Source organism: Streptomyces ossamyceticus, from assembly GCF_001418475.1.
Lineage (GTDB): Bacteria > Actinomycetota > Actinomycetes > Streptomycetales > Streptomycetaceae > Streptomyces > Streptomyces ossamyceticus.
In genome coordinates, this window is sequence record NZ_LIQX01000515.1 from 1 (window position 1) to 16182 (window position 16182).

The following is a 16182-nucleotide window of genomic DNA, read 5'->3' on the forward strand; positions in this document are numbered from 1 at the left end:
ATCGGGGGGGGACGAGGCCGGGGCCTGGCCTGGGAGGAGGGCACCGCTGGAAGGAACGCGTGACCGTGACCATGGCGTCCGGAGCGAAGGTTTCTCGTCCCTGTTTCCCTACGACGGAACTCAGGCGCCCCGCGCCACTGTGGCGTCCACCCAGCCCAAGGGGTAGAGCTCCGGGTCGTCGGTCACAGGTGCGAGGGGCTCCATACCCGCCTCATTGAACGCGGTGAGCGCGCCCACCAGCGCTGTCCGCTGCTCCGGTGCAAGCCGTTCGACGATCGTCGCGATCTCGTCGCGGCGCCGGGCCGTGACATCGGCGACGGTTCGCCGCCCCTCGTCGGTGAGCTGGAGCATCGTCTCGCGGCGGTTGTCCGGGTTGACTTGGCGGTCGGCCAGCCCCGCGGCGATCAGCCGGTCGACCATACGCATGGCTGTGGACGGCGCCACCTGGAGCAGGTCCGCGAGCACGACGAGTTTGGTTGCGCCACGGGTCGACAGCACCACCAGCATGCGGAACTGCGGCAGGGTCACCCGCTCCTCGACCTCGGCGAGGGATCTGGCCGACACCGCCACCAGCAACCGCGACGCGGTGAGCACCGCTCGGGTGACCGCGTCGACATCGTCCATGCCCCTCGAAGGGGTCCTACGTTCCGCCATGCCCCCTTTCTACGCGCTGAGACACCCGTGCGCTCAATCGGCCGGAACAGATTTTCCCTTTCCATGACCGTGGTGGCGCAGCAGGAGCATGGCGGCGGCATGCGCTCCAGCCGTTCACCCACCCCCATCAGATCAGGTTCGTCATGGGCGGCCTCCCTCAAGGCTCCGCGGACCACGGCCGCCGTCTCGACGGCGGCGAGCCCCTTGCCCTGCACGTCGCCGACGATCACCCGGACACCGTGTGGCGAGGCGACCACCTCGTACAGATCGCCCCCGATCCGCGCCTCGGCCACAGCGGAGGTGTACGACACCGCCACGCGCAGTGGGCCGGCAGACAGAGGCACCGGCCCGCAGGAGCACTCGTCGGCCGCCCGTCACACTGCGGCAATGCCCTCCATACCAGATTCACCGAATGCGGGCAGTCCCGTCACGGTCGTGACCTTCGTGAGCGAACCGTTCCTGCCCACGCGGAAGCCGTCGACAGTGCCGGAGACGGCGTTCTGCACGTACAGGAACCTTTCATCCTCGGTGACGGCCAGGTCAATGACGCCCTGAGAACGGGCCGACGGGGGCGTCGCCACACCCACGTGGTTGGTGAGCGCCAGGCGTCCGCGCCTGTCCATGCGGTAGCCGCTGACCGTGGAGTTGCCGGTGTTGCCTCCGTAGAAGAAGTCACCGGCTCGCTCCAGCCAGCACAATGTCTCCTGCCCGTTGGGCAGGGGGCCCTGCACGACCTTCAGGGTCCCGTCGGCACGCACCTTGTAGGTGCTGACCGTGGACTTCTCCGCCTCGGCCACCAGCATCCGGCCACCACGGTCGAAGGTGATCGCGAACGGCACCCCGCCCGCGGACCTGTTGACGACCGGTTGCCGTGCGGGGCGTCCGTCACGCCCGATGGGGAAGACCTCGACGGTGTTCGCGGACTTCGTGGTGACGACGAGCGCACGGCCGCCCGGGGTGAACGCGACCTGTCCGGGCGAACTGCTGAACAGTGGGACCTTCTCGTTGTCCAGGCCCAGAGTGCGCTGCGAGCCGCGCAGAGGCTTCAGCCCGTGGGCGGTGATACGGAAGCCCTGGACGTTCCCCTCCCCGCCCGCGTTCATGACGTACGCAAGCCGGCCGGAGACGGTGATCGACGCCGGGAAGTCGCCCCCGGAACCGACCACCTGCCGGTCCGTCAACCGCTGACCCTCGACCCGGAACGAGGTCACCGTGCCGCTCCCGGCGTTGACCGCAAGCAGTCGCCCTGATGCTTCGTCGTAGACGAGCGAGCCCTGGGAGGCGAGGGAGTCGGTCGGTGCGTCGATCTGGTCGCCGCCCCTGCCACCCGTGGCGTAGCGGCCGGCGGCGGTCAACTTGCCGTCCTGCCCCCGCCTGAAGACATGGATGGTGTTGCCGTCGAGTTCGTTGCCCTGCACGAACACCGCGTGGTCGGCGCCAGCCTTTCCCGAGCCCACGTACCGGCGGCCGGTCTCCCCCGCTGAGGCAACGGTCACCGTCACCGCGGCCGCCGTCGTGGCCAGCACCACGGCTCCGGCGATGGTCAGCCGAACCTGCAACGGCGACCTGCGCCTGGTGTGCCTGCTCATAGCTCGCTCCTCCAACCACTCCGCCACCCTCGAACAGTGGCGCGTCGAGCCAGAGTTATCGATGAGGCCCCTGCGGCTGAAGGGGTCCGGCCCCCGCGTCAGGTTCTCGTAATAACCCTGACGTCCATGGGACGACCTGACGGACCCGGCTGGTCGCCACGGGGACTCGTGGTGGCCGTTCTTCTATGGCACCAACTCTTTGCACTGTGCAATCATCAGGTGGGGCCCGTCCGGCGGCGGACCGCCGCACGCCCGGGAGTGACGACGGCGGAGTACCGAGGTGAACATGGGCGCGTCGGCCGTCGGAGGCCCCGCCAACGGCCGCGTTCGACAGCGCACTTGCGTCCGTGGCAGACCAAGGGGAGACCACGAACGGTCAATTGGCGGCAGGAACCCGGCCCTCTACGAGGTGACCGGCCACAGGGGGAAAAGGAGGTGAAGCAGGTGAGCGCTCGTGTACCGGACAACGACGGAACACCGGGCAACGACGGCAACACACCGCCAGTCCCCGACGAGGTGTGGCACAGATCTCTGACGGACAGCGAACACTCCATACGGATTTCCGCGCCGAGGGAACTCTCCGCCTTCGAACGAGAGGCGGCGCCGCGGACGGCGCTACCACCCTCCCCTCCCGAGGAACGGAGACACGCACACAGGCGGCCTGAGGCCCCCGCTTGGCGCGACGGGTTCCCAGGTGCCGACATCCGGCAGCCCCTACGACGGACAGGACGACGCCGTCTCACAACAGTCGGAAAAGGCTCCCCCCGATTGGCCCGCAGCCACCCCTGGCGTCACGGCCTCGCCGTCCGGCTGAGGGCAGTCGGCAGTTGGGCATCGGCACTCGACAGTGCGGTAACCCGGCCACTGTCTCCCTTCGCCGGCAGTCCTGGCCGTGCGGTTGGTCGGCCGGGTTGTCCAAGAACCGCTCAGAGACACGACGTGGAACGACAGCAGACCCGACACGCACGGCGCGGGTGCAAGGCGCTGCTCCTGGTGATCGCCGTACTTGCCGTAACACTCCTCGGCGGCATGGTCCCCGCCTCCGCGCATGCGGCGCTGACCGGCAGTGACCCGCGTGAAGGCGCGGTGCTGAAGATCGCGCCGGAAGAGGTCACGGTCTCCTTCAGCGAGTCCGTCGCGCTCACCGAGGACTCGGTGCGCGTCCTCGACCCTGACAGCCGTCCGGTGACCGCCGGCGACCCCGGGCGGGCGAACGGCAGGGCCGACACGGCTCGCGTGCCCCTGGCCGGCGGTCTGAAGCAGGGTACGTACACCGTCTCCTGGCGGGTGCTCTCCGAAGACAGCCACGCCATCTCCGGCGCCTTCACGTTCTCCGTCGGCGTGCCCTCACGGACCCACTCCGAGACCGCTGCCGAGCCGGCCGTGGACCCGTGGGTCGACGTGCTGTACGGCCTCGGCCGCTTCGTCGCCTACGGGGGTCTGGCCCTGCTGATCGGTGCGGCTGTGTTCCTGGCGGTCTGCCGCCCCGGCGCCGGGGCGACGCGAGTGGCGCGCGGGCAGTTCCTTGCCGGGTGGTGGGCCCTGACGGCGGCGACGATCGTGCTGCTGCTGGTGCTCGGTCCGTACGCGAGCGGAGACGGACCAGCCGGCGTACTTGACCCGGAGCTCCTGGGCGACACGGTGGAGAGCCGACCGGGCATCGCTCTGCTGGTTCGCCTGGTCCTGCTCCTGCTGATCGCCCTGCTGCTGAGGAATGCCCCGCCGGCGCGGCGGGCGGACCGGCTCACGGTCTCGGCCGGCGTCGCACTCGCCCTCGCTCTGGCCGCGACCTGGGCTGTGGCCGAACACGCCTCCGCGGGTATCCAGGTGCCGGTCGCGATGACGTCCGCCGGCCTGCACCTGCTGGCCATGTCCGTGTGGTTCGGTGGGCTGACCGCACTGCTCGTCACCCTGTACCGGGCCCCGGCCGACGCCCCCCTTCGGCCCGGCGCCGTGGGCCGCTTCTCCCGGCTCGCCCTCGGTGCCGTGGCCGTCCTGGCGGCCACCGGCCTCTACCAGTCCTGGCGCGGTCTCGGCTCCTGGGAAGCGTTCACCACTCCCTACGGGAGGGTTCTCGCGCTGAAGACCGGGACCGTGATCCTCATGCTGACGGCGGCGTCGCTCTCGCGGAAGTGGACCGAGCGGCTGCTGCGCGGCCGCCGGAATCAACAGGTACTCGTCACCGCGGGCGGTGCCCACGGCCCACCGGGTGAAGCGACGGTGACAGAGGACTTCGGCGCCGTACCCGAGGCGGCAGGAAACGACCTCGAGGGTGGCCGCCGCGGTCTGCGCAGGTCCGTGCTCACGGAGGTGTTGATCGGCACAGTGGTGCTGGCGGTCACGACCGTGCTGACGGGCAGCCAGCCGGGGCGGGCCGCCACCGTGGCCGCCAGAGCCTCCACGGTGTCGGGGCAGCCCGAGGTGAACCTGACCGTGGTCCCGTTCGACACAGGGGCTCCGGCGGGGCGCGGCAGGGTGCAGATCACTCTGGAACCGGGGCGGGTCGGCCGGAACGTGGTCGAGGCCGTGGTGTTCGGTGCCGACGGTGGCCTCATCGCCATTCCCGAACTGCGTCTCACCTTCACCCAGTCCGAGAAACGTGTGGGCCCGCTCGACGCCGAACTCGTGGACCAGCGCGGCTACTGGGGCAGCGACACCCTCGACCTCCCTCTCGCCGGAACCTGGACGATGCGGGCCACCGTCCGCGTCTCCGACATCGACCAGGTCACCGTCTCCAAGACCGTCGAGATCACCCCGTGAGGTCGAGCCGGGACCGTCGCCCTGAGGGCGTGTGGCCCGCCGAGACCGGCGGACGATTGTCGGCCCACCCGTCCGCACGCTGTCGACGGCCGATCCGTAGGGGACGGAGAGCCTGACCGTCCTCGCAACGAAAGGCCTGACAGCCCGAAATCCGTGCCAAGGAGTTGGCCGATGCCCGGGACGGACCGCCCGTCGCGGTGGAGCGGACTGGGCGTGCCCCATGACGGACGGAGCCGGCGGAACCGCCCGGGCTCTGCGTCCGGTGCGGGCCACCGTGTCCGCGTGTGCGTCGGGGTGACCTGACTGGGAGATGCGCTGATCTCGGGTTGCGGCCTGCCGTGGTGGGACCTGTTCTCGTACAGCTACAGCATGGGGACATGTAGCGCAGAGTGATGCGCGCAGCTGAACCGGGCGCGAGGGCCGGCGCCCGCGCCGACGCGGTCACCGACACGTCGCCATGAAGATCAGGATGGCGAGCAAGTCGACGAAGCCGACCATCACCGAGCGGGGGATGAACCGCATCAGCTTCGCCACCCGAGCGCCCAGGATCACCTGGAAGACACCGGCCAGGATGACAGCGGCGACCGGGTAGCCGAAGCCGTGCTCGCGGTTCAGCGGCGCAATCACGAGCGCGACGGCCCCGCTGGCGGCGGAGATCATCGCCCGGCGACGCCGATGATCGTGATGGTTACGGCCAATGGTGAAGGAGGCGAACAGGCCGACAGCGGGGTCGACTCCGGCGATGATCGAGAACGAGATCGCCTCGGGGATCAGAGTCAGGGCGGCGACCAGTCCCGCCAGGGCCTCGGTGCGCCAGACCTTCGGATCGGAGATCCAGTCGGGCCCCAGGCCGCGCAGGCGCGCAGGCGCGCAGGGGAGACAGCAGGGGCGGCAGAAGACGTCCGCGAAGCTAGCGTGTCGGCGAAGCACCACCGGACGTGCCACCTGCGCGGCCGGAACCCACGTTGACCTGCGGATCGTCGTCGCGCAGGGGAAGGCTGTCACGGGGCACGAAGCGATCGTCGTCCTGGGACGTTGTCGGCTGCGGGAACTCTTCGGTGGCACGGTGGAGTTCCACGAAGGAACGGTGGTCTGCACTCCATCGGCCGGTGAGGATCCAGCCGGTGGTGTCGGCCGCGCGGAGCAAGGCGGTCGTGCCGACGCGGGCCCATGGGAAGGGGCCGCCGTGGTGGCCGTGGGCGTCCTCCACACGGACGGTGAGTCGCTGGTCCACGTCGTCGTCGGCCGCCTCGGCCAGGAGACGCCCACCGGGGCGGGCGAGGTCGTGCAGGCGGGCGAGCAGCGCCGAGGGGTCGCCCCCGATACCGACGTTGCCGTCCATCAGGAGGATGGTGCCCCAGCGACCCTCTCCGGGCAGACGGTCGAAAACGGAGCGTCGCAGGGCGGCTCCGCCGTGGTGCCGGGTTCGGGTGACGGCGGCCGGGCTGACGTCCACACCGAGGGCGGTGACACCGCGGGAGGACAGGGCGGCCACCAGGCGTCCTGGTCCGCAGCCGACATCGAGGACGGGGCCCGTGCAACGGCCCAGCACGCCGGTGTCGGCGGCGTCGGGGGCGGCACACCAGCGCTCCACCTCCAAGGGAATCAGCTCGGCCTCCCCGTGGGCGCGGGTCCCCAGACGGCGCAGGTACAGAGGGCCGTGACCGGCGCGCAGGGCCTGCGCGTAAGGGTCGTTCGTCCAGGGCTCGGTCGGCGTGGACGTCACGAACCGGTCGACGGACGGCGGGGACACGATGAGCCGATCGGGCAGCGGGGTGCCGGTCTGCGGCGGGGACGCCGGGTCGCTTCGTTTCTCCGGCTCGACGGCGGTGTCCGTACCGATGGCGCCGCTCACCGGGCCACCTCCGCGAGGGAGTGCACAACGGTGGCGAAGGACGAGCCGGGAGGACACAGACCGGCCACCGAGACTGCGTCGGACGCGGTGTCGACATCCCGCAGCAGCGGGAGATCACAGACCGTCAACCCCGCCTCGACGAGTCGGCGCCGCTGGATCGCGCCGGTTCGGTCGGTGGACATCGGGACGCCCCGGACGAGCGGACCGGCCTGGGAGGGTTCGGCGAGGCCGAGGGCCCAGAAGCCACCGTCGGCGGCGGGACCGAACCACGCATCGGGGCCGCCCCCGCCGACAACGGCCAGCGTGTCGGCGGTGAGCTGCGGGGTGTCCATGCCGACCAACAGGGCGGGTCCGTCGTCACATAGCGCGAAGGCTCCCGCGATTCGCTCGTCCAGCCCTCCGGCCACCTGCGGGACGACGTCGAAGCCCGGCGGCAGCCACGGGCCCGGCGTTCCGTCGAGGACGAGCACCCGGCGCCGGGCCGGAACCCGCAACACGGTGTGGAGAGTGTCGGCGAGGGCGGCCTCGGCCAGAGCCGCTGCCTCGTGGGGCGTGTAGGGCGGCGTGAGCCGGGTCTTGACTCGGCCGGGGACCGGTTCCTTGGCGATGATCAGCAGTGTGGTCGCGGCAGTGACGGTGGTCATCGCGCGCCCCCAGCAACCCGGGCGTCCGGCCCGGTGGAGTTCCGGTCGGCGCCGGTCGCCTGTTCGGCGAGAACGGCACGCATGTCACGGACCGCCTGCCAGGTGCCCCGCCAGGTACCGGTGACCTTCGAGCGGCCCGTACGCGGGTGGTACGGCACGTCTGTCTCCCGCACGCGCCAGCCGGCGTCGGCGGCACGCACCACCGTCTGCAGCGGGTAACCGGAGCGCCGATCGCTCAGGCCCAGCCCCAGCAACGCTTCTCGGCGAGCCGCGCGCATCGGGCCCAGGTCGCGCAGAAGCAGCCCGGTGCGGCGGCGGATGAGCCGGGCCAGTTCGACATTGGCGAGCCGGGCGTGCAGGGGCCAGGCCCCGAGTGCGGTGGGCCGACGTCGGCCCAGTACCAGGTCGGCGGAGCCGTCGAGCACGGGTTGGGCGACGACCGGCAACAGGCGGGGGTCGAGAGAGGCGTCGCAGTCGCAGAAGCAGACCACGTCGGCCGTGGCGGCGGTCAGCCCGGCATGACAGGCGGCGCCGAAGCCGCGACGCGGCTCATGAACCACGTACGCCCCGTGGGCGCGGGCGATGTCGGGAGATCCGTCGGTGGACCCGTTGTCGACGACGATCGCGCGCCAGCCGGGCGGAATCCGGTGCAGCACCCAGGGCAGCGCGTCGGCCTCGTCGAGGCAGGGCAGCACGACATCCACGGAGGGAGGGGTTGTCTCGATCACCCCACCGAGCCTACGAACGCCGGGCGGACATAACGGACGTGACCTCCTTACGGATCGCTGACATCGGCGTTCCTTACGGATCGCTGACATCGGCGGCCGCCCGCCTGGGTGAGGGAGCGCCGGTGCGAGACTCACTCATGTGAAACGTGTACTTGTCGTGGACGACGACCCCACCGTCTCCGAGGTCGTCGCGGGGTACCTGGACCGGGCGGGCTTCACCGTCGACGTCGCCGCCGACGGGCCCGCCGGCGTGGCGGCGGCCGCCGCCCGGCCACCCGACCTCGTGGTGCTGGACCTGATGCTGCCCGGAATGGACGGGCTGGAGGTCTGCCGCCGCATACGTGCGCACGGACCGCTTCCGGTGATCATGCTGACCGCGCGGGGGGACGAGGAGGATCGCGTTCTCGGCCTGGAGGTCGGAGCGGACGACTACGTCACCAAGCCCTTCAGCCCACGCGAACTGGTACTGCGCGTGGAGTCGGTGCTCCGCCGCGTCGGCACCCTGGCCGCCACCCGGACCGAACCCGCGGCGCCCCAGCTGCGCAGCGGCCCGCTCGCCCTGGATCCCACCGCACGACGCGCCACCCGCCGCGGCTCCGAACTCGCCCTGACCACGAGGGAGTTCGATCTGCTGGAGTTCTTCCTGCGCCACCCTGGCCGGGCGACGAGCCGTGAGGAACTCATGCGGCAGGTCTGGGGCTGGGAGTTCGGCGACCTGTCGACCGTGACGGTGCACGTGCGGCGGCTGCGGGAGAAGGTCGAGGACGACCCTGCCAGGCCCCGGCTGATCAATACCGTCTGGGGCGTCGGCTACCGCTTCGATCCTCCCCCGTCTGACGGCACGCAGGGGAGAGGAGCCGACGATGGTCGGTGACACCCTGCTCATCGCCCTGTACGCGGCCGTCGGCGCGGCAGCCGCCGGGCTGACCGGTGCGGCGGCCCTGCGGCTGCTCCGCGACCGGTCGGTCGCACTGTCCCTGGCCGTTGTCGCGGCCGTCACGGTCGCCGCGATGCTCGCCGGAACGATGCTGGTGTCGTGGGCGATGTTCCTGTCGGAGCACGACCTGTGGGTGGTGACGATGGTCTGCAGCATGGCCGCCGTCGTGTCGTTCGCCGTCGCCCTCTTCCTGGGCCGCAGTGTCGTCCGGGGAAGCCGGGCCCTCGCCGAGGCCACCCGTGCTCTCGGTGACGACGGCAGCTTCGTCCCGCCCACCACCGCGCTCACCGCCGAACTCGCCCAGCTGAGCCGTCAGCTGGCTGCGACCAGCGCCAGGCTGGCGGCTTCGCGGGAGCGGGAGCAGGCGCTGGAGGCGTCCCGCCGCGAGCTGGTGGCCTGGATCTCCCACGACCTGCGCACCCCGCTGGCCGGACTCCAGGCGATGACCGAGGCCCTGGAGGACGGCATGGTCGACAACCCGCACGTCTACCACGGCCGCATCCGGACCGAGGTCGGACGGATGAGCGAGATGGTCAGCGACCTCTTCGAACTGTCACGCATCCAGGCCGGCGTCCTCGCCCTGACCCCGACCCGCATGTCGGTCTACGACCTGGTCGGCGACGCCATCGCGGGTACCGACGCCCTGGCCAGGGAGCACGGGGTACGTCTGGTGGGCGCCGGGGTGGAGCAGGTGCCCGTCGAGGTCGACGGTCGCGAGATGTCCCGCGTCCTGGTCAACCTGCTCGTCAACGCCATCCGCCGCACTCCGGCCGACGGCACCGTGGCGATCTCCGCCCGCCGGGAGGCCGACCGTGTCGTACTGGCAGTGACCGACGGCTGTGGCGGCATCGCTCCCGAGGATCTGCCCCGGGTGTTCGACACCGGTTGGCGCGGCACCGATGCGCGGACCCCACCCGCCGGAGCAGGACTGGGCCTGGCCATCGTGCGCGGCATCGTCGAGGCCCACCAAGGGCGCGCAGCTGTGTCCAACGTGCCGGGCGGCTGCCGGTTCGAGGTGCATCTGCCCGCGGCGGTCTGAGCGGGGAGAAGAGCGAGCCGTGCTCGTGCGGAGGGAAAGCAGCGGACCGGCCGGGAAGCCCTCTTTGCCGCGCGCGGCGGCCGACTCGGCGTCGGCCCGCGCTCAACCGGCTCGCAGAGCTGCCGCGGCGAACTCCGCCGTGCCCTCCGCGAAGGTGACCTGCGGCTTCCACCCCAGTTCCTCTCGCAGACGTTGAGAGGGGGCCGTGATGTGGCGGACGTCTCCGAGCCGGAACTCCCCGGTGACGACCGGTGCCCGGTCGCCGTGCGACGCGGCGAGCGCGGCGGCCATCTCCCCCACGGTGTGCGGCTCCCCACTGCCGACGTCGCAGGCCCGCAGGCCGCCCTCCGGAAGGCCGTGCACGCCGTCGAGCGCCGCGTAGTCGGGCGCGTCGGCGAAGTCCTTGCCGAGGCCGAACCATCGCGGCCTGGTGGCAGACGGCGTCCACGCCCGCAGGGCGTCGGTGACGGCCGCTCTGTCACGGACGGCCGCGTGCCACCAGTCCACCCCGGGAAGGATCCGCGGCGCGGGTGCGGTGGGCGGAGGGCAGCTGCGCGTCGAGGACGCGCACCGCGTGCCCGGCGCCGGTGAGAGCGGTGACGACGGGTGAGCCGATGAAGCCCGCACCTCCGGTGACCGGGATCAACATGCCTCGACCGTAGGGTCGTCCATACGTGCCCGGGTCGATCGACGCCGGGACGTCAGCGGTTCGTCAGCCTTTCCGTCCGTGCCGTCGCCTCCTTCGCCGACTGGTACGTCGTCAACGTCAGCAGGGTGAACCCGACAGCGAAGCCGAGCATGGTGAACACGCCCCGCGGCCAGAAGATGTGACTGTCGACGAAGAACCAGCAGGTGGCGAGGATCACCACGGCTCCAGGCAGGACCCGCGTACCGTGCCGGCGCCACAGCACCACGCACGTGGCGAGGCAGGCCACGGCCAGCGCGTACACGCCCGCCCGGCCCAGTTCGCCGCCGACCGCGAAGAGCCTCCCGGCCGCGCCGTGGACACCATGATCCACCACCGTGCCGGCGGATATCCCCGCCACCGCGTCGAGCCCGGAGTAGTACGCCGCGTAGACAAGGCACCCGGACCAGACCAGCACCGTCAAGACGCCCTCCGCGTCGCGACGCGGTCTGCCCCACAGGGGGACGATCAGGCCGAGGGCCAGAAAGGGGAACACCGGCAGCAGGGCGATGTGCAGCTCTGCCCAATCACCTGCCGTCGCCGCCGTCAGGTGCCGCGGATGCAGCAGACCCGCGACAGCCAGAGTCAGTGGCGCGGCCGTCACCAGCGCCGTCGTTCGCACAACACGGAGGGATCGCATCCGGTCACCGTAGGAGGCACCTTGCTCGGCGGTGCCGTCCGACGGGAACGCGTAAGACACCCGTAAGACACGGCACGGCAACTGCCTGCTCATGTCGGGGGCCGCCGACGGCGGGCGAGCCCCCGCGCGGCCAGGCAGAGCGCCGTCACCGCGGCCACGGCCACGGCCACCAGCGCGAGCAGCCAGTTGCGCGGATAGTCCAACGGCAGCACGGAGGAGTTGGCCGTGCGTCCCGGACGCAAGAGCGCCGGCAGGGCCACCACCGTCAAGGCACCCGCTACCACCAACGCCCCGCGAACAGGACCACGCGCACGGCCACGCACCGCCGCCAGGCCGACCAGCAGCACCAGCGGCGCGATCACTACGTCGTGCAGGACCATCGCCCCGCCCAGCCAGACCAGAACGCCGGTCGCGTCACGGACGTCCACCAGCAGCGCCACGCCGACGCCCATGAGCGCCACACCCCCCGCGCCCGCGAGGACCCGCACCACCTTCACGACAGCACCTCCAGCCGGCCCACCCACTTGGTCTGCAGCACTCCGGGCCGGTTGGGAGCGATGAGCCGCACCGGATAGCCGTGATCGGGGTCGAGTTCCTCGCCGTTCAGGCGCAGGGCGAGCAGGGTCAGGGGGTCCCGAGCGTGTGCGCGGCCCAGCTCCGACACCCGGTAACCACCGCGTAGTTGCAACGACACCACCCGTATCCGCGCGTCCGGCCCCGCGCCCGCCCGCTCCAGCAGATCCACGACACGCACGCCCGACCAACGGGCCGATCTGCTCCACCCCTCCACGCACGCGATCGGCAGTTCCACCTGGTGCTGGGGCAGTGCGCGCAGCTCGTCCACCGTCAGCGTGTACGGCTGTGGGCCCTCCACGACCAAGCGGTAGGTCTCGTCGGCGATCCGGCCGACCCCGGCCGCCGCGGCCGTCCGGTTGACGGGCAGGCCCTGCGGGCCCCGATCGGGGTGGCGCGGCGCGAACAGGATGAAGCCCTTCAACGGAGTGAAGGACTGACCCACCGTGCTGAGGGTGACAGCGCCGGCAGCCGCCCCCACCGCAGCCAGCAGCGACCGCCGGTCGGGCTCGCCCCGGGCCGGCAGTGCGAGTGTTCCCGGCGACCGCCTGCGCCAATGGTCGCGAATCTCCGGAGCCTTGACGGCCACGTGCAGTACGAGCGCCCCCACCACCAACGGTGGATTAGCTCGATGGTGTGATGGTCGGGTTCCTGGCTTGCGGTGGTGTGGGCTGTTCGGGCTACGGTGAGCGGGCGATCTGGGACACCGGGAACGGAGCCTGGGGCACCCCCAGCGGTAGCTGGGGGAGTGCGGAGCCCTCTTTCCTCCGGAGAGAAGGTCTGGGGCCTCTCCGTCGTCCTTTCTCCGTACCCACGTGGCCAGGTAGCGCAGGGAACCGGCCTCCCGGGACCGGACCACGCACAGGATGCGTGTCGCCGCCCCGGGGTCGAGTACGCCGGGGACCAGTCCGCCCAAGACCGTTCGGGGCGTGCGGCTGGGCGGGCTCACTCCTGCTCAGTCCCCAGGAACGGTAGACCGTCCACAGTTTGGCCAGCAGCAGCGGAATCGCCGCGATGCCGGAAGCGACGTGCAGTCCCTGGGTGACGCGGTAGCCCCACGCCGGGCGGCTCGGGATGCTGTCGGCGAGCCAGCCCGGCGGGTGCTGCATGAAGTGGCTGATCAGCCCGGTGGCGAAGCAGACGACGAACGCCGGCCCCAGCAGTCGGCCGATGGAGGTCGCCGTACGGGCGTCATGCAGCCCGCCCTTGAACACCGGCGGAGAGAAACGCGGTTTCATGCATTCATCCCACCCGGCGTCAAGGCGTCAGGGAACCCGTGCGCCCCTTACGAAGCCGGAACGTCTCAGGCCGTGGACTGGAACGCGCCGGGGCCCGGCCGCGGTGTCAGCCGCGGCCGGGCCCCGAGCGGTGGCTCAGCTCGTCGATGTCACCGGCACTTCTGACCGGTGTTGATGCACTCGACCATCCGGTTCATCAGCTTCTCGTCGAAGACGTTGACGAAGTCGCCGTGGTCGGTGACGGGCTTGTGCAGTTGCTCGGGGAAGCCGTCCACGGAGAAGAAGGCACGCGACCGGCCGCCGTCGTTCAGGCTCGGTGCGTCCACGTCGTACACCAGGCGCTGAACGAGCTGCGGAATGGCCCGGAAGCCGTTCGGACAGGCCCCCGTGCGCGGGTCGGCGAACGCGACGTGATCGCGGTGGTTGGCACTGTCGACGTTCTGGCCGTCCCAGCAGCTCTGGAACTTCGACGTGCGGACCACGTTGCTGCCCTCGGGGCAGATCGGGTACTTGTCCGTCAGCTGCCGGTCCTCGAAGCCGGTGCAGCTCCATGCCGCGTTGGCGTTGGCGGTGCCGTTGGTGAACGCCTTCGCGTCTCCGGTGATGATGCGCAGGAACTTCGGCATCGCCACGACCTTGCCGCTCGGGTTGCCCACATAGTCCAGGGTCACCTGCGACGCGGTGAGGATCCTGCCCACGTTGCCCTCGGCGCCACCGCCCTGCCGGCCCGCGTCGAACTCCTGCGTTCCGTCCTGCAGACGGAGAACCGGCCAGTAGTACGACGACTTGTCCCCCTGGTTCCGGCAGGTGGTCTCGCCGGCCGCGAAGTCCTCGTTGTCGGCGAAGGCGTCGTTCGCCTGGTTTCCCACGTAGTCGTGTGTGTGGTGTGCCCCGTTGTCCACGCCGGGGGCGACGATGATGTTGTCGGTGTTGTACAGCTTGTTCTCGTTGACGCCGCAGTCGGTGGTGAACTTCCCTTCAGAGGCGTTCTGTTGCCTCTGGGGGGCGGGGACGTTGGGCTGGACGGTTGTGATGTCCACGAAGTCGGCCACGACCGGACCGTTACCGGCCTGTCCGCCGTTGCCGCCGGGCTTGTCCTGCCCGTTCCCCTGGTTCGGGTCGCCGTTGCCCTGGTTCTGTCCCTCACCCTTCTGGTCCTCGCCCCCCTCGCCGTCGCGCGCCTCGTTGCCGGAGGCGCGGAGCGTGCAGGCGGCGAAGGACTGAAGACCCTGCGGCCTGTCGGCGACACGACCGATGGCTGTCTCGATACGGTCGATGGCCGCCGTCCGCTTGTCCTTCAGCGGCCCCATGATCGCGTTGTCGGCGAAGGCACTGTCCTGCTGAATGGCGCGGACCGAGCTCTGCAACCGTTGGTATGCCTCCGCGACCTGCTGGTCCAGCAGGGCGAGTTCCCTGTCGACCTCGGCCCGCGCTCCGTCGGGCACCTGCCGCAGTCGGGAACCGACGTCCGGGCAGTCGATGGTGGCGGCCCCCGCCGCCATGGCCTGGTCGATGCGGTCCTGGGCTGCACTCCTGGTGGTGTTACCGGCGCCGTTCTCCCCAGCCGAGGCATACACATTGGCCACCACCAACCCTCCCGCCCCCACGACCGCCGCCGCCAGTGCGGCGACGGCCCGGCGGGTCGTCTTCGATCGCTTGCGTGTGTTGCGTGGCATGGGACTCCTTCTGGAACTGTGGTCGTACCGCTGCGGTGCCGCTTCCGGCAGCTACCCGGCGAGCGTGGTGATCGGGTTCGGACGGAGCAGAACCCCTCGGGGAACTCCTGCGGCCTCGGTGTGCGAGCGGGGCTCTCCCGAAACCGGCGACAGTCGGCGGTTCCTGTATTCCGCCCCGGGATCATTGACGCCCGCACTCGCAGACGGTGTTCTCGTGATCACCATCGGCTCCTCGCATTGCTCGCGCCGCTCGTCACGACGTGGTGACCAGAGTTACGGGTGAGAAAGGCCCGACGAGCAAAATCAGCTTCCTCGTCAGGTTCTCGTAAGGATTCACAGCACCCCGCTCGTCCGCCTCCTGGGATCGGAACCGCGGAGTGCGGGGGCCCGCGCCGTGGTCTTGGCGCTCTTCACCGGGCAGGATGCGCGCGATCGCTCGCCGAGCCACGCGCCGGTTCCTCGCACAGAAGAGTCGGCGCGCGCCGGCGCCGACCGACGCGACACCCACAACACCCCGTCTGCGAACTATGACGAAACGCTGACGGCCGCCGACGACCCGGGCGCGGCCGCCGCCCTCCGGCCTAACGTTCCCGTGTGACCCGTGATCTCCGCAGTGACCTGCGTGGCGCTACCGGCCCCGGCCCGCGCCGCGAACTCCGCCGCGACCTGTACTCCGTCGTCGGCGCCGCACTGCTCGTCCTGACAGCCGCGTTGGTCGGTGTCGCCATCAAGCGGTCGAAGGACGTCCTCCATGTCGGCTGGCCGCCCCTGTACGCCAACTGGCTTCCCCACGTCGGCCCGGGAACCCCAGCCGCGCTCACCGTCGCGGTGGCCGTCGTGGCCTACGGTCCCGCCGTCGCCGCGCGCCTGCCCTGGCGCGCCCTGCTGCTCACCTCCTGGGCCACCGCCACGGCGTGGACGTTCTCCCTCGCCCTCGTCGACGGCTGGCACCGGGGCATCGCCCGCCGACTGACCACCCGCTACGAGTACCTGCAGGTCATCGACCGCTTCCACGACATCCCCGCGACCCTGCGGGACTTCACGAACCACATCCTGCTCCACTCTCCCGAGCAGTGGCCCCCGCATGTCGCCGGACACCCCCCAGCCGCCACCCTCACCTTCGTTCTCCTCGACCGGATCGGGCTGGGTGGGGGAGCCTGGGCG

12 protein-coding genes and 4 pseudogenes are annotated in these 16182 nt (G+C 70.9%); 4 read left to right on the forward strand and 12 right to left on the reverse strand.

The genetic code is table 11. The annotated features are described in order from the left end of the window. Positions 1 to 120: 120 nt before the first annotated feature. The 3 genes and pseudogenes from AOK15_RS31470 to AOK15_RS31475 all read right to left on the reverse strand — a co-directional run bounded on the left by AOK15_RS31470 (position 121) and on the right by AOK15_RS31475 (position 2243). The gene (locus AOK15_RS31470) at positions 121 to 654 is read right to left on the reverse strand and encodes a MarR family winged helix-turn-helix transcriptional regulator (protein WP_079058819.1); all 534 of its coding nucleotides are present in this window, start codon (positions 652 to 654) and stop codon (positions 121 to 123) included. A 101-nt stretch (positions 655 to 755) separates the two neighbouring features. Beyond that, positions 756 to 1001 (reverse strand): annotated as a pseudogene (locus tag AOK15_RS48635) (SpoIIE family protein phosphatase); the annotation flags it as partial. A gap of 27 nt (positions 1002 to 1028) precedes the next feature. Continuing rightward, positions 1029 to 2243, reverse strand: a complete 1215-nt coding sequence (locus AOK15_RS31475) for a lactonase family protein (RefSeq protein ID WP_240508688.1) — start codon at positions 2241 to 2243, stop codon at positions 1029 to 1031. 939 nt (positions 2244 to 3182) lie between these two features. Between AOK15_RS31475 and AOK15_RS31480 the strand changes: the two genes are divergently transcribed. Next, positions 3183 to 5003 carry a copper resistance CopC/CopD family protein gene (locus AOK15_RS31480; protein ID WP_338059937.1) on the forward strand — a complete coding sequence of 607 codons (1821 nt, stop codon included), beginning with the start codon at positions 3183 to 3185 and terminating at the stop codon, positions 5001 to 5003. A 441-nt stretch (positions 5004 to 5444) separates the two neighbouring features. Here AOK15_RS31480 and AOK15_RS31485 read toward each other — a convergent pair whose 3' ends face one another. From AOK15_RS31485 to AOK15_RS31500, 4 genes are read right to left on the reverse strand one after another with little or no spacing between them, the layout of a single operon-like run. Beyond that, complete coding sequence (locus AOK15_RS31485) at positions 5445 to 5936, reverse strand: SulP family inorganic anion transporter (protein WP_055521742.1); 492 nt, start codon at positions 5934 to 5936, stop codon at positions 5445 to 5447. Further along, a complete protein-coding gene (locus tag AOK15_RS31490; RefSeq protein WP_420877000.1) occupies positions 5914 to 6858 on the reverse strand; it encodes a class I SAM-dependent methyltransferase in 945 nt (314 codons plus the stop codon). The genes AOK15_RS31485 and AOK15_RS31490 overlap by 23 nt, the downstream gene beginning before the upstream one ends. Then, positions 6855 to 7502, reverse strand: a complete 648-nt coding sequence (locus AOK15_RS31495) for a TIGR04282 family arsenosugar biosynthesis glycosyltransferase (RefSeq protein WP_055521743.1) — start codon at positions 7500 to 7502, stop codon at positions 6855 to 6857. Before AOK15_RS31495 ends, AOK15_RS31490 begins: the two co-directional genes overlap by 4 nt. Then, positions 7499 to 8230 (reverse strand): glycosyltransferase family 2 protein, encoded by a 732-nt coding sequence (locus AOK15_RS31500; RefSeq protein WP_055521744.1) that lies wholly within the window; start codon positions 8228 to 8230, stop codon positions 7499 to 7501. The genes AOK15_RS31495 and AOK15_RS31500 overlap by 4 nt, the downstream gene beginning before the upstream one ends. A gap of 139 nt (positions 8231 to 8369) precedes the next feature. On the opposite strand from AOK15_RS31500, the gene AOK15_RS31505 reads away from it, so the two are divergent. Then, a complete protein-coding gene (locus AOK15_RS31505) occupies positions 8370 to 9104 on the forward strand; it encodes a response regulator transcription factor (RefSeq protein ID WP_055521745.1) in 735 nt (244 codons plus the stop codon). Then, positions 9094 to 10206: a sensor histidine kinase gene (locus tag AOK15_RS31510; RefSeq protein ID WP_055521746.1), complete on the forward strand. Its 1113-nt coding sequence runs from the start codon at positions 9094 to 9096 to the stop codon at positions 10204 to 10206. Before AOK15_RS31505 ends, AOK15_RS31510 begins: the two co-directional genes overlap by 11 nt. Positions 10207 to 10308: 102 nt before the next feature. Here AOK15_RS31510 and AOK15_RS31515 read toward each other — a convergent pair. From AOK15_RS31515 to AOK15_RS31535, 5 genes and pseudogenes are all read right to left on the reverse strand, one after another. Next, positions 10309 to 10855 (reverse strand): annotated as a pseudogene (locus tag AOK15_RS31515) (NAD-dependent epimerase/dehydratase family protein). Between the two features lie 52 nt (positions 10856 to 10907). Further along, entirely contained in the window at positions 10908 to 11531 is a 624-nt protein-coding gene (locus tag AOK15_RS31520; RefSeq protein WP_055521752.1) for a hypothetical protein, read from the reverse strand. Positions 11532 to 11620: 89 nt separating this feature from the next. Next, positions 11621 to 12028, reverse strand: a complete 408-nt coding sequence (locus AOK15_RS31525; RefSeq protein WP_055521748.1) for a hypothetical protein — start codon at positions 12026 to 12028, stop codon at positions 11621 to 11623. Then, positions 12025 to 13213: pseudogene (locus AOK15_RS48920) on the reverse strand (molybdopterin-dependent oxidoreductase). Before AOK15_RS48920 ends, AOK15_RS31525 begins: the two are co-directional and overlap by 4 nt. 278 nt (positions 13214 to 13491) lie before the next feature. Then, complete coding sequence (locus tag AOK15_RS31535) at positions 13492 to 15018, reverse strand: DUF1996 domain-containing protein (RefSeq protein WP_055521749.1); 1527 nt, start codon at positions 15016 to 15018, stop codon at positions 13492 to 13494. Between the two features lie 594 nt (positions 15019 to 15612). Here AOK15_RS31535 and AOK15_RS31540 point away from each other — a divergent pair. After that, positions 15613 to 16182, forward strand: a pseudogene (locus AOK15_RS31540) (hypothetical protein); the annotation flags it as partial.